This is a genomic window from Aequorivita sp. IT1282 (assembly GCF_058068205.1).
This window is the reverse complement of the sequence record NZ_JBYRHR010000002.1, coordinates 56,878-77,826: the sequence shown is the minus strand read 5'-3', so window position 1 is coordinate 77,826 and position 20,949 is coordinate 56,878. Positions and strand designations below refer to the sequence as shown.

General features: G+C 38.5%; 12 protein-coding genes. 6 read left to right on the top strand and 6 right to left on the bottom strand.

Annotated features, from left to right (window positions below):
* Positions 1–53: 53 nt before the first annotated feature.
* Positions 54–8,765, top strand: coding sequence for a T9SS type A sorting domain-containing protein (locus AC3RVG_RS04175; protein ID WP_489690188.1), 8,712 nt, complete (start codon positions 54–56; stop codon positions 8,763–8,765).
* Between the two features lie 159 nt (positions 8,766–8,924).
* Here AC3RVG_RS04175 and AC3RVG_RS04170 read toward each other — a convergent pair whose 3' ends face one another.
* The 4 genes from AC3RVG_RS04170 to AC3RVG_RS04155 all read right to left on the bottom strand — a co-directional run bounded on the left by AC3RVG_RS04170 (position 8,925) and on the right by AC3RVG_RS04155 (position 13,933).
* Positions 8,925–9,278, bottom strand: a complete 354-nt coding sequence (locus tag AC3RVG_RS04170) for a DNA gyrase inhibitor YacG (protein WP_489690187.1) — start codon at positions 9,276–9,278, stop codon at positions 8,925–8,927.
* 30 nt (positions 9,279–9,308) lie between these two features.
* A complete protein-coding gene (locus AC3RVG_RS04165) occupies positions 9,309–10,232 on the bottom strand; it encodes a DUF6268 family outer membrane beta-barrel protein (RefSeq protein ID WP_489690186.1) in 924 nt (307 codons plus the stop codon).
* A gap of 62 nt (positions 10,233–10,294) precedes the next feature.
* A complete protein-coding gene (locus tag AC3RVG_RS04160; RefSeq protein ID WP_489690185.1) occupies positions 10,295–11,797 on the bottom strand; it encodes an aminotransferase class V-fold PLP-dependent enzyme in 1,503 nt (500 codons plus the stop codon).
* Between the two features lie 69 nt (positions 11,798–11,866).
* Positions 11,867–13,933: a protein-disulfide reductase DsbD family protein gene (locus AC3RVG_RS04155; RefSeq protein ID WP_489690184.1), complete on the bottom strand. Its 2,067-nt coding sequence runs from the start codon at positions 13,931–13,933 to the stop codon at positions 11,867–11,869.
* A gap of 313 nt (positions 13,934–14,246) precedes the next feature.
* Between AC3RVG_RS04155 and AC3RVG_RS04150 the strand changes: the two genes are divergently transcribed.
* The 5 genes from AC3RVG_RS04150 to AC3RVG_RS04130 all read left to right on the top strand — a co-directional run bounded on the left by AC3RVG_RS04150 (position 14,247) and on the right by AC3RVG_RS04130 (position 20,217).
* Entirely contained in the window at positions 14,247–14,780 is a 534-nt protein-coding gene (locus tag AC3RVG_RS04150; RefSeq protein WP_489690183.1) for a hypothetical protein, read from the top strand.
* Positions 14,781–14,926: 146 nt separating this feature from the next.
* Complete coding sequence (ileS, locus tag AC3RVG_RS04145; protein ID WP_489690182.1) at positions 14,927–18,331, top strand: isoleucine--tRNA ligase; 3,405 nt, start codon at positions 14,927–14,929, stop codon at positions 18,329–18,331.
* Positions 18,332–18,334: 3 nt separating this feature from the next.
* On the top strand, positions 18,335–18,718 hold the full coding sequence (locus AC3RVG_RS04140; protein ID WP_111843283.1) for a TraR/DksA family transcriptional regulator: 384 nt from the start codon (positions 18,335–18,337) through the stop codon (positions 18,716–18,718).
* 186 nt (positions 18,719–18,904) lie between these two features.
* Positions 18,905–19,480, top strand: coding sequence for a hypothetical protein (locus tag AC3RVG_RS04135; RefSeq protein ID WP_489690181.1), 576 nt, complete (start codon positions 18,905–18,907; stop codon positions 19,478–19,480).
* A gap of 125 nt (positions 19,481–19,605) precedes the next feature.
* Positions 19,606–20,217 (top strand): lipoprotein signal peptidase, encoded by a 612-nt coding sequence (locus AC3RVG_RS04130; RefSeq protein ID WP_489690180.1) that lies wholly within the window; start codon positions 19,606–19,608, stop codon positions 20,215–20,217.
* 2 nt (positions 20,218–20,219) lie between these two features.
* On the opposite strand, the gene AC3RVG_RS04125 is transcribed toward AC3RVG_RS04130, so the two are convergent.
* On the bottom strand, positions 20,220–20,624 hold the full coding sequence (locus tag AC3RVG_RS04125) for a DUF2752 domain-containing protein (RefSeq protein ID WP_489690179.1): 405 nt from the start codon (positions 20,622–20,624) through the stop codon (positions 20,220–20,222).
* Complete coding sequence (locus AC3RVG_RS04120) at positions 20,617–20,904, bottom strand: CD225/dispanin family protein (RefSeq protein WP_489690178.1); 288 nt, start codon at positions 20,902–20,904, stop codon at positions 20,617–20,619. Before AC3RVG_RS04120 ends, AC3RVG_RS04125 begins: the two co-directional genes overlap by 8 nt.
* Positions 20,905–20,949: the final 45 nt, after the last annotated feature.

The following is a 20,949-nucleotide window of genomic DNA, read 5'->3' as shown; positions in this document are numbered from 1 at the left end:
ATCTGTTAAAAAGATGCTGTTGCTCCCCAAATTCATCATTAAATTTTGAAATCATGAAAAAAATTACCCTCATAGTACTCCTGTTGTTAACCGCAATATATGGTTACGGACAAACAACCTTAACTGTTGGCGATATTGCCTTTGTTGGTAGTAATTCAGACGGTGCAACCAATGCCGATGATACAGTAGCCTTTGTTCTTTTAAAAGATATAGACGCTGCAACCACCATTATTTTCACCGATATGGGTTGGAATGATGGCACCGGTTTTTACGCCACGGCGGGTGATGGAGAGTTTACTTGGACTTCTGGAGCTGCGATGACCGCAGGAACTGTTGTTACTATAAATATGGCGCCATTGTTACCAGCATCATATAGTATTATTGGTGATCAGCTTTTTGCGCTTCAAGGATCCACTGCCGCACCACAATTTATTGCAGGGCTGCAATTTAACGATGCCCCGGGCAATGATGCCAACTGGGATGGAGCTGCAACTACTAATTCTACATCGGCCTTACCCGATGCTTTAGTTACTGGTGTTACAGCTGTACGTTTAGTACCCGAACAAGACAATTGGCAGTTTAGCTGTGTTACGGCAGGAGGGAGCCCTATTACAGGCACTGCAAATGATATTCGTTTAATAGTAAATAACCGAGTAAACTGGGTAAGCGATAATGACAACCCATATGTTCCCGCACTGGAAGCTGGATGTACCTTTACGGTTACTGCGGGCGGAGATACTACGCCACCCGATATTACGTGTGCGCCAACACCTGCTGACATTACCGCAGGTAATGATGGATTGGCAGCCATCCCAGATTTGGTTACAGGAACAACGGCTACCGATGCTAGTTCTCCACCTGGAATTATTACAATTACACAATCGCCTACCGCGGGTACAATGTACAATGCGGGGGTATATCCTGTTATTTTAACAGCTACGGATGAATCAGGAAATAGCGCCACCTGTACAATTAATGTTACAATAAAGGAACCACCTTTTACAACATTAGTCGCTGGAGATATAGCTTTTGTAGGTTTTAATTTAGATGGTAACGACGGTTTCGCATTTATACTTTTGAAAGATATAATTGCAGGAACACATATACGATTTACAGATTGCGGAGTAACTAACCCCAATACAATTAGTTGTGTTGGAGCAGGAGACGACCATACTACATGGTATGCATCTGCTGCAATGACGGCAGGAGATATTGTTACTTTGCCCGGAAGTTTTATGTCTGCTAGTATTTTAGCATCCATTGGCGACCAATTATTTGCTTATCAAGGCACTGCAGCTGCACCCACTTTTATTGCGGGAATACATAGCAATGTAGATGTAGGCGTAACAACAGATGCTGATTGGGATGGAGCAAATACCACAAATTCAACTTCGGCTTTGCCAGACCAATTAACTAATGGTGTAAATGCTATTAGACTTTATGCTGCTGGCCCTCCAGAAATGGAAGTGGACAACTGGCAATTTGACTGTAGTTTAGTGCCAGGAGGATCTCCAATCTCGGGGACTCCTGCAGAACTTGCTGCTATTATTAATGATATTCAATATTGGATTAGCAATGATACTGCAGAGTATGTGCCTACCGTTCCCGATCCAGCTACGTGCAGTTATACTGTACTTCCTCCAGTTGATGACACCAATGTAACGCTGGTTGCAGGTGTTTTAACGATTGAAGATACTGTTGATAAAGATGATGATTTAACCATTAGTTATGCAGGTGGTGTTTATACCATTACAGACAATAATGGCGGACTTATAACATGCACCATTCCTGGCGCTACAGGAAATGGTACAAACATGGTAACAGTACCAAATACTGGAGTAACTAGTGTTCTGGCAAAAACTTTGGGCGGCGATGACATGTTTACCGTAGATTTCTCCGGAGACGATTTTCCAGTTGCTGTAAATTATGAAGGGGGCGCTCAGGCCACTGGAGATGCTTTAACTTTAACTGGTGGCGGACCTTTTACAGATATTACCCACGAATTTGCAAACGATAATGATGGAAGTGTAGACATTACTGGAAATGCTTTAATAACTTACACGGGTCTTGAACCAATATTCGACAACCTTTCTGCAACAAACCGTGTTTTTAACTTTACGGGTGGGGCTGAAACTATCACATTAAGTGATGATATTAATATAGGAAATAATATATCTTTTATTGATAGTGATTTAGGGGAAAGTGTATCTTTTGTAAACCCTACTGCAAGCCTAACAATTAATACAGAGGCAAGCGGTGGTTCTGGTGCAGATATACTAAATGTAGAAGGTTTTGATAGTCTATTTGATGCCAATTTTACCATATTTGGCGGCACCGATGATGATGTTTTCTTCCAAAATAACCCAACCGATGCTGGAAGTGGCCATATTGTTATTTTAAGTCAGACGATTACCGTAATGGACGATATAACAACCACAGCAAATGGAACGATTGTTCTAACTGCAAGTAGAAATATCTTGGTGAATACCGCCTCAATTATTTCTTCAGTAGACGGAGATATTACATTAAATGGGAACGCCATGGGAACTTTGGCAGGTGTAGATACAGATGCCATTCTAATTAATGGAGCATCAAACATTACAACTTCTGGTGCAGGAAATATAAAATTCACAGGAATAGGTGTAAGTACTGGTGGAACAAACTTCAATTTTGGAGTACAAGTAGCGGGAGGTACAAGTATCATCACCACTGGTTCTGGCTCAATTACTATAGAGGGTACTGGTGGTAATGGTTTTAATATAAACCATGGGGTGCGTATTGATAGTGCTGGAACTTTAGTACAATCTAATGGAGGAGGAATAAATATTACAGGAGTTGGAGGAGATGGAACAGGAATAGATAACATTGGCGTTCTATTGTTAAATGGTCCTGTTATTCAAGATATTTCTGCTACAGGTACAATTTCCATAACAGGAAATGGAGGTACAGGAACTAACGATAATCGTGGAGTACAAATATTTGGTATCGACACTTCAGTTATTGCGAATGGTGGAGATATTTCTATAAATGGTACAGGAGGGAATGCTCCAGGGAACAGTAATTTTGGAGTCTTCATTGCTGCAGAAGCCAAAGTGCAAAATAATGCAAGTGGAAACATAATGCTTGATGGTACTGGTGGTAATGGATTAGATAGTAATACGGGAGTTAATATAAATAGCGGGACTATTACCAGCACTACTGGAGCTATTACAATAACCGGAAATGGAGATGGTTCAGGAGATCATAATAATGGTATATATTTTAATGGAAGTTCAAATGTTAATTCAACAACGGGAGATATAACTTTTACAGGAAATGGAACTACCTCAGGAACCGGAGCATTTCATTTTGGTATTCGTGTAGACAACCCTACAAACATACAAACTGTAGATGGCGTCATTTCATTAAATGGAACTGGCGGTGATGGAGATGGTATTTTCAATTCTGGTATAGCGGTACTTTTTGGTGCTTCGGTAAAAGCTACCGGTACAGGGTCAATAGATATTATCGCTACGGGAGGGACCGCAAATGATCAACCTTTTGGATTTTACATACAAGATACTTCAATCATTGAAACCAATGGTGGAGGTGTAATAATTGACGCCATTGCAGGAACTTCAACAGGAAATGGTGCTACTGGATTTGTTTCAAGTAATCCTGGAACTATTATTCGTGACATTAATAATGGGAATATAACTATTACAGGTACTGGAGGAGATGGAATAAATGGAAGTCAAGGTATAGGTATCTTCAATGATTTAAGCCTTACAACCAACAATGGCGATATTGCTTTAAACGGTATTGCAACAGATAATACAGGTATAAATAATGAAGCAATTTTTATACAGAATACCCCGCAAATAGCCACTACAAATGGCGCCGTTACAATTAATGGTACAAGTGCGGGAGCAACTTACCCTGCCATAGATATAGTATCCTTAGGAAGTCCTATTACCGCTGGTGGAAATATAACAGCAACAGCCAACGTAGGTGAACTTAACACCCCAGTCGGAATACCAGGATATTCGGTATTCAATGCAGCAAATTTAATAATTAATGGAATCCTTGCGCCAGGACAATCGCCGGGACAAGTAACAGTAAACGGAAACTTTGCCGTTAGCGCTGGTGATACAGTTGAAATAGAAGTTGACGATATCAATACCCCAGGTACAGAGTACGACCAAATAGTTGTAAACGGGACAGTAGACATAACTGATGCAACATTAACTTTAGTAGATAATTTTGCAGGAACAATGCCTTCGGGTAGCTTTTTAACAATCATTGATAACGATGGCGCAGACCCTGTGGTTGGAACATTTAATGGCCTTCCAAACAGCACTGCTTTTACTTTCAATGGGCAAAGTATAATTATAAAATATGATGGCGGCGATGGTAATGATGTTGTTTTAGTGGCAGATTCGCCACCAACAGCTGTTTGCCAAGATATTACAGTACAATTAGATGGTACTGGTAATGTATCTATTGTTGCTTCACAAGTAGATGGTGGTTCTAGCGATCCTGATGGACCGGTAACCTTATCTATTGACATATCATCTTTTGACTGCTCAAACATAGGTCCAAATACTGTAACACTTACTGTAACCGATAATACTGGAAATACAGCTACGTGTACAGCTACAGTTACTGTTGAAGACAATATTGCCCCGGTAATCACTTGTAAGGCCAATGCAACTCGCAATACCGATCCAACCTTATGTCAGTACACCGTACTAGGCACTGAGTTTGACGCCACATTTACAGATAATTGTACTGGCGGAACAATCACTAACAATTACAATGGAACGGCTACATTAGCTGGAGCAGTACTTCCAAAAGGAGTAACTTCAGTTATTTGGACAGCTAATGACGGCAATGGCCAAACAGCTACTTGTACCACTGTAATTACAGTGGAAGATAACGAAGCTCCGGTTATTACTTGTGTGCCGAATGCAACAAGAGATACCGATCCGGGCGTATGTGATTACACTGTAATAGGAATCGAATTTGACGCAACTTTTACAGATAACTGTCCTGATGGAATAATAGGTAATAACTATAACGGACTTGCAACTCTTGCGGGCGCAGTTTTCCCTATAGGAAGCACCTCCGTAGTTTGGGCTGTATTTGATGGAAATGGTCAATTGGCTTTTTGTACTACCATAATTACAATTGAAGACAACGAAGCTCCGGTTATTACTTGTAAGCCGAATGCAACAAAGGACACAGATCCAGGAGTATGCCAGTACACAGTTATAGGTACCGAGTTTGATGCCACATTTACAGATAATTGTACTAGTGGGTCAATTTCTAATGATTTCAACGGAACGGCTACTATGGCGGGCGCAATACTTCCAAAAGGAGTTAACACCGTAGTTTGGACAGTAAATGATGGTCACGGCCAAACTGCTACTTGTACTACCATAATTACAGTTGAAGACAATGAAGCTCCGGTTATTACTTGTATGCCCAATGCAACACGAGATACCGATCCGGGATTATGTCAATACACTGTAATAGGAATTGAATTTGACGCAAACTTTACAGACAACTGTCCCGACGGCAGCATCACAAACGATTTCAACGGAACAGCTACTATGGCGGGCGCAATACTTCCAAAAGGAGTTACTACCGTAGTTTGGACAGTAAATGATGGCAATGGACAAATTGTAACTTGTACTACAGTAATTACAGTTGAAGACAATGAAGCTCCGGTTATTACTTGTGTGCCAAATGCAACAAGAGATACCGATCCGGGATTATGTCAATACACTGTAATAGGAAACGAGTTTGACGCAACCTTTACAGACAACTGTCCCGATGGAAGCATCACAAACGATTTCAACGGAACAGCTACTATGGCGGGCGCAATACTTCCAAAAGGAGTTACTACCGTAGTTTGGACAGTAAATGATGGTAATGGACAAATTGTTACTTGTACTACTGTAATTACAGTTGAAGACAATGAAGATCCGGTTATTACTTGTATGCCAAATGCAACACGAGATACCGATCCGGGATTATGTCAATACACTGTAATAGGAAACGAGTTTGACGCAACCTTTACAGACAACTGTCCCGATGGAAGCATCACAAACGATTTCAACGGAACAGCTACTATGGCGGGCGCAATACTTCCAAAAGGAGTTACTACCGTAGTTTGGACAGTAAATGATGGCAATGGACAAATTGTTACTTGTACTACTGTAATTACAGTTGAAGACAATGAAGCTCCGGTTATTACTTGTATGCCAAATGCAACACGAGATACCGATCCGGGATTATGTCAATACACTGTAATAGGAAACGAGTTTGACGCAACCTTTACAGACAACTGTCCCGATGGAAGCATCACAAACGATTTCAACGGAACAGCTACTATGGCGGGCGCAATACTTCCAAAAGGAGTTACTACCGTAGTTTGGACAGTAAATGATGGCAATGGACAAATTGTTACTTGTACTACTGTAATTACAGTTGAAGACAATGAAGCTCCGGTTATTACTTGTATTCCCAATGCAACACGAGATACTGATCCGGGATTATGTCAATACACTGTAATAGGAATTGAATTTGACGCAACCTTTACAGACAACTGTCCCGACGGCAGCATCACAAATGATTTCAACGGAACAGCTACTATGGCGGGCGCAATACTTCCAAAAGGAGTTACTACCGTAGTTTGGACAGTAAATGATGGCAATGGACAAATTGTAACTTGTACTACAGTAATTACAGTTGAAGACAATGAAGCTCCAGTTATTACTTGTATGCCAAATGCAACACGAGATACCGATCCGGGATTATGTCAATACACTGTAATAGGAATTGAATTTGACGCAACCTTTACAGACAACTGTCCTGATGGCAGCATCACAAATGATTTCAATGGAACAGCTACTATGGCTGGAGCAGTACTTCCAAAAGGAGTTACTACCGTAGTTTGGACAGTAAATGATGGCAATGGACAAATTGTTACTTGTACTACTGTAATTACAGTTGAAGACAATGAAGCTCCGGTTATTACTTGTATGCCCAATGCAACACGAGATACCGATCCGGGATTATGTCAATACACTGTAATAGGAATTGAATTTGACGCCACCTTTACAGACAATTGTCCTGACGGAAGCATCACAAACGATTACAACGGAACAACAACAATGGATGGAGAAATTCTTCCAACTGGTGTTACCACCGTAGTTTGGACTGTTAATGATGGTAATGGACAAATTGTTACTTGTACTACAATTATTACAATTGAAGACAATGAAGTACCAACCATTATTTGCCCAGCAGATATTACTGCCAACACAGATCCGGGAGATTGTTTTGCTACGGTAACCTTTGTAACCCCAGTAGCTTTTGACAATTGTGGCATTGCTACTATTATTCAAACAATGGGCGATCCAAGCGGAAGTGGTTTCCCAGTAGGTGTAAATACTATTGAATTTACTGCAACCGACGTTAATGGAAATACAAGCACTTGCAGTTTCAATATTACAGTGACCGATAATGAAGCTCCGGTAGCTGTTTGTCAGAATATTACCATCCAACTTGATGCAGCTGGTAACGCAACGATTGTTGCAGCAGATGTTGACGGTGGAAGCACAGACCAATGTGGTGTGGCGAGTATTGCGATAGATATTAATACTTTTGACTGTAGCGATGTTGGAGACAACAACGTGATATTAACGGTAACTGATGTTAACGGAAATACCTCAACCTGCACGGCTGTAGTAACTGTTGAAGATGTAACGGCGCCAGTAGTGGTTTGCCAAGACATTACAGTAGTTCTCGATGCTTCGGGTACAGTAACCATCGCAGGAATAGACGTTGACGGCGGTAGTACCGATGCCTGTGGCATTGCAAGCTACGATCTTGATATGGATACTTTCGATTGTTCAAACGTTGGAGCAAACACGGTAATATTAACCGTAACCGATGTAAACGGAAACACGTCAACTTGTACTGCTACAGTAACGGTTGAAGATAATACTAGCCCAGTACTTGTTTGTCAAGACTTCACTTTAGAACTTGGTGCAGATGGTACTGCTATCCTTGACCCAAGTAATGTGATAGCCTCTAACGATGATGCTTGTGGCATCTTTGCTTCGGCAGTAGATATTACAGCTTTCGATTGTTCAGATATTGGCGCGCCAATTACGGTTCAGGTATTTACAATAGATGTAAATGGCAACCTTGCAACTTGTACTGCAGAAGTAACAGTTGTAGATCTATTAGCACCAGTAATTACTTGTCCAGCAGATCAAACTGTTGATCCAGGACCTGGAAATATTTTCTATATTCTTCCAGATTACTTTGGAACTGGTGAAGCTACAGCTATCGACAACTGTACAGATCCTGTAACAGTAACTACACAGAGCCCAGCTGCAGGAACACCACTTTCTGATGGAACGTATACAATCACGCTAACAGCGACAGACGAATACGGCAACACTAGCACTTGCGACTTTGAGCTAATAGTTGAAAGTGTATTAGGAGTAGGCGATAATAACCAAAACCTTGGAAGCATTAAAATGTATCCAGTACCTGCCAAGAATATTTTAAACATCAGCAATCCGCAGAGTTTAGAATTGGAAAGACTGGAGATTTACGATCTAAGAGGTAGATTGGTTCAAAGCGCAGACCTTCGTGGAATGGGTAATGTAAAAACCCTAAACATCGATCAACTTGCCGCTGCTTCTTACTATGTTAAGATTAAAGGCGCCAATGGCGAAATAACTAAACGACTTATAAAAGAGTAGTTCGTTAAATTGTTGATTGTTAAATATAAATCGCCCGGATGTTTTCCGGGCGATTTTCTTTTTTTATATCCTATAACTTAATTCAGAGTAAACTTCGCATGTCTTTGCGTGATTATAAATGAGAAGAAAAACTGTGTATTATAACTGATAATATTCTACCTACTTAAGATCCTTTTTTACTAAAAGATAAAAGTCATTGTCTAGTGGAAGATAGCCTTGATCGTATAAGTAGAAATAGGTGGAGCCCGATTTGGTAGTATAAATTCCCGTGAAATGCTCAAAACTGAAACCCATCCGCAGTAGTCTGTCTTTGGTAGTTTTCGTTTTCTCGTCGGTATTTAGCGTTTCTAGAATGCGATAATTTTTCCGAAGGAGGTTATTGATATTTCGAACCAAGTTTTTATTGTCCTTGTTCAATGAGTTATTGTGTGCATTGCGGCAAGCGTCGCTACAAAACTTTTTGTCTGCACGCCCAATAATCTTATCTCCACATTCTGGGCAATTTCTTTCCATAACCTAAAGATAGAAATTTTTTATTGGAATTTAATTTGAATTGGACTCTCCGGTTTCAGATTTATTGCCAATATGAAATCTGTAAATAGCTTCAAATTTAAAAAAAACACCTCCATTAAGTGAAGGATTTAATTGGGTGCGGTCGTCACCAAAACTGAAAGCAGAAACACCTAAATTCATCTTTTCACCTTCGGCATACATTTCATAATTATTACTAGAATAGCCCAGTTTCGCACGTAATAAAACACTTTCTTCTAAGGCATTGAACTGTAAGTAGCTCGCAAACTCCAAAGAGCTTAGGTCCGCATAAAGCGTTGGCGAATTTTCATAATTCACATTATAGCTGCGGCCAATGCCGAAATAATCCACCCCAACGGTTGTTGTTCCTAATTTATAACTCACATCTGCCGAAATAGGCAAGCTCATATCCATTTCAAACCGCTTATTCGGGCTTAAATAGTACCAACCAATAATTGGAGTGGTAAAAAGTCCGAAAGCTTCCTGCGAAGCATATACGCCAAAACGATATTTAAGATTTTCATTTTTCTTTAATTTCAATAAAGCGAACCCACCGAGGTAAAAATCATCACTCGAAATATTTTTGTAATCTGAAGCGATCTTCGGAAGTAAAACAATTGTGGTGCTCCATTTTTCAGACCACGTAGAAGCAAGCCCTAGTTTTATATTTGTGCTGTAAAGACTCGTAAATTCGGCTTCGGGAAAAAGTTGAAGATTATTGCTGCTGAAATCTGCTCCAGTAATAAAAGCGTGATTTTCATTTAGAACCACTGGAAATGTTAAACTTGCTTCAAAAGATTTCACAGATGTACTACTGTCAGTTCCTTCAAAATTATTGTTGAATGTTTGCCCATAACCTATTCGGAAAAGATCCACGTATTCTTGGGCAGAAACGAAGCAGGGTAAAAGTAGCGTGAGAAATAAAAGTTTTTTCAAATTTGTAGGGCTAACTCGTGGCAATTATATTTTTATCGTTTTAAAGATAAAATAAATAATCGCTAGAAAGTGAACCAATGATCCATTTTATTAGCAGTAACCTCCTGCTTATGAAAAAACTCGTTACTCTTAGGATTGTAATTATACTCTTTACTCCATTCTGAAAAATTTTCAGTCAATTGCGTAATTGCATCGCATACATATTCAACTTCCGCATCGGTAGTTGTTGGGTGCATAGACATCCGGATCCAGCCTGGTTTGTGGGTTAAATCTCCGCCATCAATTTCGCAAGTAATACTGTTTGATGTTTCTTGATCTACGTGAAGCAAGTAGTGGCCGTACGTTCCAGCGCACGAACATCCGCCGCGAGTTTGAATGCCGAAACGGTCGTTAAGTAATTTCACTCCTAAATTAAAATGCAGACCTTCAATATAAAAACTTATAACCGCTAGTCTTTCTTTAGTTTGGGGTGCCAGAAGTTTTAGATTTGGCACATCGCAGAGTTTGTCGAAAATAATAGCTAAAAGCTCGTGTTCGCGCTCTAAAATATTATCGACCCCCATTTTTTCTTTCAATTTAATAGAAAGGGCGGTGCGGATAGTTTGAAGAAATCCGGGTGTTCCACCATCTTCACGAGTTTCAATATCGTCAATGTATTTGTGGTTTCCCCAAGGATTAGTCCACGAAACGGTTCCGCCTCCGGGATTATCAGGAATAGTATTTTTGTAAAGATTATTGTTGAATACAAGCACGCCACTAGAACCTGGTCCACCTAAAAATTTATGAGGTGAAAAGAAAATAGCATCTAGGTGTGCACCTTCTTCCTCTGGATGCATATCTATGGAAACATAAGGAGCAGAACAAGCAAAATCCACAAAACACAAGCCGTCATTTATATGCATCAACTTTGCAATTTCATGATACGGAGTTCGAATTCCCGTTACGTTTGAGCAACTTGTGACAGCCGCAATTTTTATAGGATGGTCTTTATATTTTTCAAGCGTTTTGGCGAAAGTTTTCATACAAACCAAAACTTCGTCGTTTGGCGGAATTACCACCACGGTGCCAATAGTTTCCAACCAAGAGGTTTGATTACTGTGGTGTTCCATATGTGTAACAAAAATTACCGGTCGTATCTCGTCAGGAATCTTTGTATATGGTTTTATATTTTCAGGAATTTTCAATCCTAAAATACGCTGGAACTTGTTGATGGCACCCGTCATGCCGCTTTCGCAGGTAATGAGTACATCATGGTCGTTGGCGTTTACGTGTTTTTTTATAATGTTTCGCGCTTCGTGATATGCCTTGGTCATCGCCGTGCCAGTAACCGAAGTTTCGGTATGGGTGTTTGCGACAAACGGGCCGAAATCTTTCAGCATTTTTTCTTCAATAGTTGTATAAAGTCGGCCACTGGCAGTCCAATCAGTATAGATAATTTTTTTCCTTCCGAAAGGAGAATCAAATTCTTGATTGATGCCTACGATATTATTTCGAAAAGGTTCAAAATACTTTTCGAGTGAAGTTGTTATTTCATTTTCTTCCGAAATATTTTTAGCCTCGATCATTGTACCTTTATTTAACTACTATTCAAAATTAATCAATGCCTCTCAAAATGAGTGGCTTAGATGCTTTTATTATTTAAATGCTGCTGTTCCTTTTTTAAGCCAATTGTAATATTCTTCAACATCGGGAGTATAGCCCACCGGAACAATAAGATTTTCTTCGTCGTGGCCCATCAAAACATAAAAAGGTTGCGAATTGGTTTTATACTTTATGGTTTGCAACTCGCTCCATTTTTGACCAATATACTTCAGTTTTTTCCCTGGTTTTAATTCCGAATCTACCACTTCATCATCATCCAACTTTCGTTTGTCATCCACATACAACGAGATTAGAACCACATCGTTTTTTAAAATCTCAAGTACATTCGGCTTTACCCAAACGTTCTGTTCCATCTTTCTGCAATTTACACAGGCTTTTCCTGTAAAATCAATCATTACTGGTTTGCCTACTTCTTTTGCATAAGCTAATCCCTTGTCGTAATCATTAAAAGCAATAATATCGTGTGGTGCTAATAAATGAGCGCCATCGGGAACCTCGACTTGGGCGCTACCGCCTCCGCCAAGTTTTGAGAAACCAACGCCATAAGGCGATTCGCTATAATGTTGTGGTGGCGGGAACGCACTAATTAAATTAAGTGGCGCGCCCCAGAGCCCTGGAATCATATAGATTGTAAAGGTTAATACTATTAGTCCTAAACTTAAACGCCCAACTGAAATATGCGTTAATGGCGAATCGTGTGGCAATTGTATTTTTCCGAAAAGGTATAATGCTAAGGTTCCAAATATGGCAATCCAAATTGCAATAAATACTTCGCGCTCAAATAAATGTAAATCTAGAACCATATCGGCATTCGATAAAAATTTAAATGCTAAGGCTAATTCTAAAAAGCCCAATACTACTTTAACGGTGTTTAACCAACCTCCCGATTTTGGGAGTGAATTCATCCATCCCGGGAAAGCAGCAAATAATGCGAAAGGCAATGCTATAGCCATAGAAAACCCAAGCATACCAACAATAGGTCCTATTTGACTACCTCCTGCAGCTGCTTGAACTAATAGTGTGCCTACAATTGGCCCAGTACATGAAAACGAAACAATAGCTAACGCAAGTGCCATAAAGAAAATGCCTACTAGGCCTCCTCTATCTGCTTGCGAGTCTACTTTATTTGCCCATGAATTAGGCAGCATAATTTCGAAAGCACCTAAAAATGATACTGCAAATACAATTAATAACACAAAGAAAATTATATTAAACCAAACATTGGTTGATAAGGCATTTAGCGCATCGGCTCCAAATATTAAACTTACTAGAATACCCAGTAAAACATAAATAATAATTATTGAAGCACCATAAATAATAGCGTTTTTGATACCCTTTGCTTTGGTTTTACTTTGTTTCGTAAAGAAGCTTACCGTCATTGGTATCATTGGGAATACACAAGGTGTAAGTAATGCGGCAAAACCTGAAATAAAAGCGATAAAGAAGATAGCCCAAAGCCCTTTTTGGTCTTGTTTTTTTGTTGCGTCGACTGCTGCTTCAGAGGTTTCGGAATATTGGATATTTTCTTTTACAATTTCTGTAGTGTCAGTGGCAATTGTGTCTTCTAGATCTTCGGACTGAACTTCTGTGATTTCAGAATTGTCTGTAGATGCAGGAATTACTGCAGTTTCAGCGCCTTTCTTCGGAGCGGGAATTTTAAAAACTAATTCTACATAGTTGGGTGGTAAACAACGTGTGTCATCACACACCATAAATTCTACTTCTCCTATAATTGTGGTGCCTTCACTGCCTGTTAACGCAATACGTTTGGTAAATGTGGCGGTATGCGAAAAGAAGGTAATAACCATATCAAACACCGGATCGTGTTCAGTAATACCTTTACTTTCTTTTACTTTACCTACAGATTTGTATGCGCTATTTTCTTCAAAAGTGAAAACTGTTGGCAACGGGCCATCCGCTGGAACTACTTGCGAATATAAATGCCAATTATTTTCTATAGTTGCTTTAGCAACAAGATCGTATTCTGTTTCCGAAATTTTCTTAATGCTTGTAGACCACGATACTGGATCAAGAATTTGGGATTGAACAGATGTAAATGAAATTGTAGCAAGGAGTAGGAAAAGATATAATTTTTTCATCAGTGGACTAATTTGTATTCGCAAAATGGATGTCAAATGTGGGATAAAAAATGTAGTAATCAAAATAAAGATGCTGTTTTAGATTAAAACTTTCAAAAAAACAAACAAAAATATAAATATACTTAGAGAGTAAGTAATTGAAATGGATTGGAAATGTAATTTTGAAGAATTTAAATTCTGCTTTTTTGCGAAGTCATTTTTTAATTCTTATAAAATTTAAAATTCAACATAAAAACATAATAAATAACCCAATTAGATGTTTGTATTGGAAATGGTGTTATATTCGCCGAAAATTTAAAAAAACGCTAACATTATGAAATTCAAAAAATTAATCTTCCTTTTTGTCCTTTCTCTTGCAGTTATTAGCTGTAGTAGTGATGATGACAACAATCCAGAGCCTTATACGCTTTCTACAACAAATTTTGTTGACACTTTCAAATTAAAATTCTTGGAGCTTAGAGAAGTTGAAACAATCACTTTTACTAACGGAACAACTTCTACATCATCTGCAGTAACTGTAGGTAGTGTTTTTCAAAATGTAAACTTTGTGTTCAACTCAGACAATACCTACACAGCTAGTGGATTGTTTAACACAGTAACTACGGTAACTAATGCAGATGGTAGTACTACAGTTGGCGATACTGTTATTGTAAATTTAGATGAGGCTGGAACCTACACTTTAAGTGTTGGGAATAGTACTTTAATAGTTACAGACAGTGACGGAGAAGTAACATCTTTAGAAATTAGAGACTACACAGAAACTGGAATGACAATCTATTCTGAAGAAACAACTGTTTCTAATAATAGTACGATTGTTACTACTTTAGAATACAGATTTTCTAGATAGAACTCTTGATTAAATAATAATAGAAGACGCCACTTTTTTAAGTGGCGTTTTTTATTAATAAATTCTGTGAAATCACTAAGGCTTAAGAAATCAATTAATTCTTCAAAAAACCTTACTTTTGCACACTTTATTGCAATACCCACATTATGAGCAAGAATTTTAAAGAATACAAAGGGCTTGACCTCCCTAAAATGGCAGAAGAAATACTCAATTTCTGGAAAGAAGAAAATATTTTTGAAAAGAGTATTTCCATTCGCGAGGGTGCGGAGCCGTTTGTGTTTTTTGAAGGCCCTCCATCTGCAAACGGGCTTCCTGGTATTCACCACGTAATGGCGCGCGCCATTAAAGATATTTTCTGTCGTTACAAAACCCAAAAAGGTTTTAAAGTGGATAGAAAAGCAGGATGGGATACGCACGGTTTACCTATTGAACTTGGTGTCGAAAAAGAGTTGGGCATTACCAAAGAAGACATCGGCAAAAAGATTTCTGTTGAAGAATACAATGCGGCTTGTAAAAAAGCGGTAATGCGCTACACAGATGTATGGAACAAAGTTACTGAAAGCTACGGCTATTGGGTAGATATGAGCGATCCTTACATTACCTACGAGCCAAAATATATGGAAACCGTATGGTGGCTGCTTAAAGAGATATACAATAAAAATTTAATTTATAAAGGATATACAATTCAGCCATATTCTCCGAAAGCGGGAACAGGCTTGAGTTCGCACGAGCTTAACCAGCCGGGAACCTATCAAGATGTTACAGATACAACTGTAGTTGCGCAGTTTAAAGCAATGGCAGAAACATTGCCAGATTTCTTAGCAGAAGAATCAAACAATATTTGGTTCCTTGCTTGGACCACTACGCCTTGGACGCTTCCTAGCAACACAGCCTTAACGGTTGGCGCTAAGATTGATTATGTTTTGGTGAAAACTTTTAACCAATATACTTTTCAGCCCATAAATGTTGTGTTGGCGAAAAACTTGGTTGCGAGTCAATTTGCAAGTAAATACGAAGAAAAACCAAATGAGGAATCTTTAGAAGCTTTTACACAAGGCGACAAAATGATTCCATATTTTATTGCGAAGGAATTTAAAGGTGCCGATTTATTAGGCATTCGTTATGAACAGCTGCTAGATTATGCAAAACCTCATGACAATCCTGAAAATGCTTTCAGAATAATTGCTGGCGATTTTGTTACTATTGAAGATGGAACAGGAATAGTTCACACCGCGCCAACTTTTGGTGCAGATGATGCCAAAGTTGCGAAGGAAGCAGTGCCGGAAATACCGCCATTGCTAGTAAAAGACGAAAATGACAACTTAGTTCCGCTTGTGGATTTACAAGGAAAGTTCCGTCCAGAAATGAAGGAACTTGCTGGTAAATACGTAAAAAACGAATACTACGAAGATTCCGAAGTTCCAGAAAAATCTGTAGATGTTGAACTCGCAATAAAAATGAAGACTGAAAACAAAGCCTTCAAAGTAGAAAAATACGTTCACAGCTACCCAAATTGCTGGCGTACAGATAAGCCAATTTTATATTATCCAATGGATTCGTGGTTTATAAAAGTTACTGAATTCCGCGATAGAATGTTCGAGCTTAACAAAGGAATTAACTGGAAGCCGAAAGCAACTGGTGAAGGTCGTTTTGGAAACTGGCTTGCAAATGCTAACGATTGGAATCTTTCGCGTTCGCGCTATTGGGGTATTCCGTTGCCAATTTGGAGAACCGAAGACGGAAAAGAAGAAATAATCGTTGGTTCTATTGAAGAATTAAAAGCCGAAATGCAGAAAGCTATTTCAGCTGGATTGATGGAGAAAGATATTTTTGAAAGTTTTAAACCTGGCGATTTTTCAGATAAAAACTATGCAACGGTCGATCTTCACAAAAATATAGTAGATGGAATAACACTTATTTCAGCAAGCGGAAAACCAATGAAGCGAGAAGCAGATTTGATAGATGTTTGGTTTGACAGTGGAAGTATGCCGTATGCACAGTGGCATTACCCTTTTGAAAACAAAGAAAAGGTTGAAGATACTTGGAGAAAAGCAGATTTTATTGCCGAAGGTGTAGATCAAACGCGAGGTTGGTTTTATACACTGCACGCAATTGCAACCATGATTTTTGACGATGTTGCTTATAAAAACGTAGTTTCAAATGGACTTGTTTTAGATAAAAACGGTCAGAAAATGAGCAAGCGTCTAGGCAATGCTGTAGATCCTTTTGAAACCTTAGATGTTTATGGCCCGGATGCAACGAGATGGTATATGATAAGCAATGCCAATCCTTGGGACAATTTAAAATTTGATCAAGATGGTATTTCTGAAGTGCGTAATAAATTCTTCGGAACTCTTTATAATACATATAGCTTTTTCAGTCTTTATGCCAATCTCGATAATTTTCAGTATCTTGAAAAAGATCTTCCGTTGGAACAACGTCCAGAGATCGACCGTTGGATACTTTCAGAATTACACTCCCTTATCCAAAAAGTAGATGAATATTACGCAGACTATGAGCCTACGAAGGCAACGCGTGCTATTTCGGAATTTGTTCAGGAAAATTTAAGCAACTGGTTTGTTCGCTTAAGCAGAAGAAGATATTGGAAAGGAAGTTATAACGACGATAAAATTTCGGCTTACCAAACACTATACACTTGTTTGGAAACCGTTGCAAAATTAGGCGCTCCCGTGGCTCCGTTCTTTATGGATAGACTCTATAAAGATTTAACGATAGCAACGAAAACAGGCGGAAAGGAATCAGTGCATTTAACAGATTTCCCAAAAGCAGACAGTTCTTTCATCAACAAAAAGTTAGAGCATAAAATGCAGAAAGCACAGACCATTTCATCGTTAGTGCTTTCGTTACGTCAAAGAGAGAAAATAAAAGTGCGTCAACCGCTTCAAAAAATAATGATTCCAGTTTTGGAAGATGCTGCAAAAGAAGAAATTTTAGCGGTTTCAGATTTAATAAAAAGCGAAGTAAACGTAAAGGAAATAGAATTGATAGATGAAGGGTCTGGAATGCTGGTAAAACAAATAAAACCAGATTTTAAAGCTTTAGGACCACGTTTTGGAAAAGACATGAAAGCAGTGGCAGCAGCCATTTCAGACTTTGATCAACAACAAATAGCAACTTTAGAAAAAGACGGGGAAATATCAGTTTTTATTAATCAAAAAAGTACTACTTTGGCGCTTGCAGACGTTATCATAAGTTCTCAGGATATTGAGGGTTGGTTGGTTGCAAACGCTAACGGAGTTACAGTGGCACTAGATGTTACAATAACTCCGGAATTAAGAAATGAAGGGATTGCCCGAGAGTTGGTAAATAGAATTCAAAATCTGCGTAAAGACAGCGGTTTTGAAGTCACAAACCGAATTGAAGTAACAATTCAAAATAACGATGCACTAGAGGTAGCGGTTAGCCAAAACCTACAGTACATAAAAGAAGAAACATTAACCGAGGTTTTACAGTTTCAGTCAAATATTGAACAAGGAACAGAAATTGCATTTGATGATATTGTAACACTGCTAAGCATTAAAAAACACTAGATCATGACAGAAACAGAAAGAACCAGATATTCAGATGCCGAGTTGGAAGAATTTAAAGCACTTTTAAACGAAAAAATAAAAAAGGCAACAGAGCAATTGGAGTTGATCCAAAGTTCGTATAAAAACGACAGTAATAACGGTACAGACGATACTTCGCCTACTTTTAAAGCTTTTGATGAAGGCAGCGAAGTAATGAGCAAAGAAGCAAATTCGCAACTTGCCATTCGTCAAGAAAAATTTATCCGCGACCTTAAAAATGCCTTGGTTCGAATAGAAAACAAAACCTATGGTGTTTGCCGCGTAACTGGTAAATTAATCAATAAGGAGCGTTTAAAATTAGTGCCTCACGCCACTTTAAGTATTGAGGCTAAGAATTTACAGAAGTAATACCCAGCATAACTTCCCGCAACGGGAAACGATGGATATGGAATTAAAAGCCTCGAAATTTTTCGGGGCTTTTTTATTGAATATTCTGGCTATTTTGCGAATGCCGATAGCTTTACACTTGTGATTATAACTATGCGCTATTTCTTTTTCATATTAACTTTTTTGTTCTTCGGAAACCTTTGCTGCGTGGCCCAAAAAGTTATTGAAAAGGAATTTTCTGCCGCAGGACTTCATTCACTTTTTATTGAAGATGACGCTATTTTCAATATAAAAATTACAGCTACTGAAAGAGAATCTATCAAGTTGAAGGTTCATATTTCTGGGGAAAATTCTGAAGCTATTATTATAGAAGAAAATTTTACAGAAGGGAAACTTTCATTGAAAACAGGATTGCTGCCTTTTTTTTCTTTTCAGAATGATAAACTAGCTGCGCATAAAATAATAGCTGTTGAAATGGAAATACTTGTTCCGAATACAATTTCAATTGAAGTTAAATCAAAACTTGCATCTTTAGAAACTATCGGGCCATTGGCCAACCTCGCTGTTTTTCTATACAACGGAAACTGTGCTTCTAAAAATTTTAGGGGAAATGCTCATATAAAAACAGTGAATGGTAACATTATGGTTCAAGCTGCTACTAATGTTTTAGGTACTGCCATTTCGGAAAATGGAAAGGTTGAAAATCTACTTAAAAACAGCGGTAAATTTATCGTGAAAGCAGAAAGTATCAATGGCAATATTATGCTGCTGCAAACCAAATAATATTGCTATTTTTGCAGCGCTCTTAAAAGCCTCGGCGAAGGAGAGCCTCACACTCCGAAGCTTAAGTGAAGGAGTATCTTCTCTTTTCAAAATAGTATTTGTAGAGGAGAAAAGTATATAAAAATATGAGCCTAAAAAAAGCTTCCATCATTATTGTGCTGATTCTATTAATAGATCAGATTTCAAAATTTTATATTAAAACACACTTCGCTTTAGGCGACGAAATACCTGTGTTTAGTTGGTTTCGAATCCTTTTTGTTGAAAATGAAGGGATGGCTTGGGGCGCAAAAATTCCGGGTGAATACGGCAAACTTTTCTTAACACTTTTTAGAATTGTGGCAATTGGCGGTATTGGATATTGGCTGTGGGATTCGGTTCGAAAAAACATGCCTGGAATCCTGATTTTTTGCGTAGCATTGATTTTTGCAGGCGCTTTAGGAAATATTATCGACTCTGTTTTTTACAGTATCATATTTAATGATAGCCATCATCAAGTTGCTACTTTATTTCCAGAAGCTGGTGGATACGGCACCTTGTTTCATGGAAAAGTAGTAGATATGCTTTACTTTCCGCTATACGGTGGGACATTGCCAAACTGGGTTCCTTTTTGGGGTGGGGAGTATTTTACCTTCTTCGATCCAGTTTTCAACATTGCAGATTCTTCTATCAGTGTTGGTGTTATTTTATTACTTCTTTTCAATAAAAAAGCATTTCCGAAGAAAGAAATTTCAGAATAGTTTTAGCTTGTAGGAGCAAGTAAGTTGAAAGGATAAAAAGGCAAGTTTCTAAGTACCCAATAAAGAATCGCTAATCCGAAATACCCGAAAATAAACAGTTTGCTGTAAAAAAGCATAAATCTGTAGCTGGTGCCAAAGATCCAATTGGTAATCGTTATTCCCAATCCATAAAGTAAAATTGGCAAGGTTAGTACCATTAATGGATTGAACCTAAAAGCTCCAATTACGTTCCCATGCAACAATAAATGAATAGCCCGTTGTGAGCCGCAGCCTGGGCAGTAAAAGCCAGTTACATAATAAAGAGGGCACGGAATAAATAAGTTTGTAGACGGATTGAAAAAATAATAAACGATTATAAAGCCTACAGCCAAAGAAGCTATTAGTGCTATTTTATAGAGTTTACCCATCCATCAAAGTTGCGAAGGCACCCATTGCGAATAATATTATTACGGGAATTACGATTAAAACGAACGCGCCTACAGCTCCCCAAATAGTTAGTTTTTTAGCGTCTTCCGAAGCTTTCTGAGCTCCGGCCACATCGCCTAAGGCCCACAATTCTCTTACTTTCGTGGCTTTTATAATGGCAAAGATTCCAACTGGCCAGCAGCAAAATATAGTCATCATAATTGCAAAAATGAGATAGTTTTCTGGAGGATTGCCCAGTGGTTGATTATTTGAAGATTCCATGGTTTATTGTTCTTTTATTGGCTGTTTTGATCGCTAAAGATAACT

Coding starts and splice junctions, on each gene's coding strand:
- AC3RVG_RS04130 (WP_489690180.1), top strand. CDS start 19,606: ATGAGCCTAAAAAAAGCTTCCATCATTATTGTGCTGATTCTATTAATA.
- ileS (WP_489690182.1), top strand. CDS start 14,927: ATGAGCAAGAATTTTAAAGAATACAAAGGGCTTGACCTCCCTAAAATG.
- AC3RVG_RS04155 (WP_489690184.1), bottom strand. CDS start 13,933: ATGAAAAAATTATATCTTTTCCTACTCCTTGCTACAATTTCATTTACA.
- AC3RVG_RS04170 (WP_489690187.1), bottom strand. CDS start 9,278: ATGGAAAGAAATTGCCCAGAATGTGGAGATAAGATTATTGGGCGTGCA.
- AC3RVG_RS04140 (WP_111843283.1), top strand. CDS start 18,335: ATGACAGAAACAGAAAGAACCAGATATTCAGATGCCGAGTTGGAAGAA.
- AC3RVG_RS04120 (WP_489690178.1), bottom strand. CDS start 20,904: ATGGAATCTTCAAATAATCAACCACTGGGCAATCCTCCAGAAAACTAT.
- AC3RVG_RS04150 (WP_489690183.1), top strand. CDS start 14,247: ATGAAATTCAAAAAATTAATCTTCCTTTTTGTCCTTTCTCTTGCAGTT.
- AC3RVG_RS04175 (WP_489690188.1), top strand. CDS start 54: ATGAAAAAAATTACCCTCATAGTACTCCTGTTGTTAACCGCAATATAT.
- AC3RVG_RS04125 (WP_489690179.1), bottom strand. CDS start 20,624: ATGGGTAAACTCTATAAAATAGCACTAATAGCTTCTTTGGCTGTAGGC.
- AC3RVG_RS04160 (WP_489690185.1), bottom strand. CDS start 11,797: ATGATCGAGGCTAAAAATATTTCGGAAGAAAATGAAATAACAACTTCA.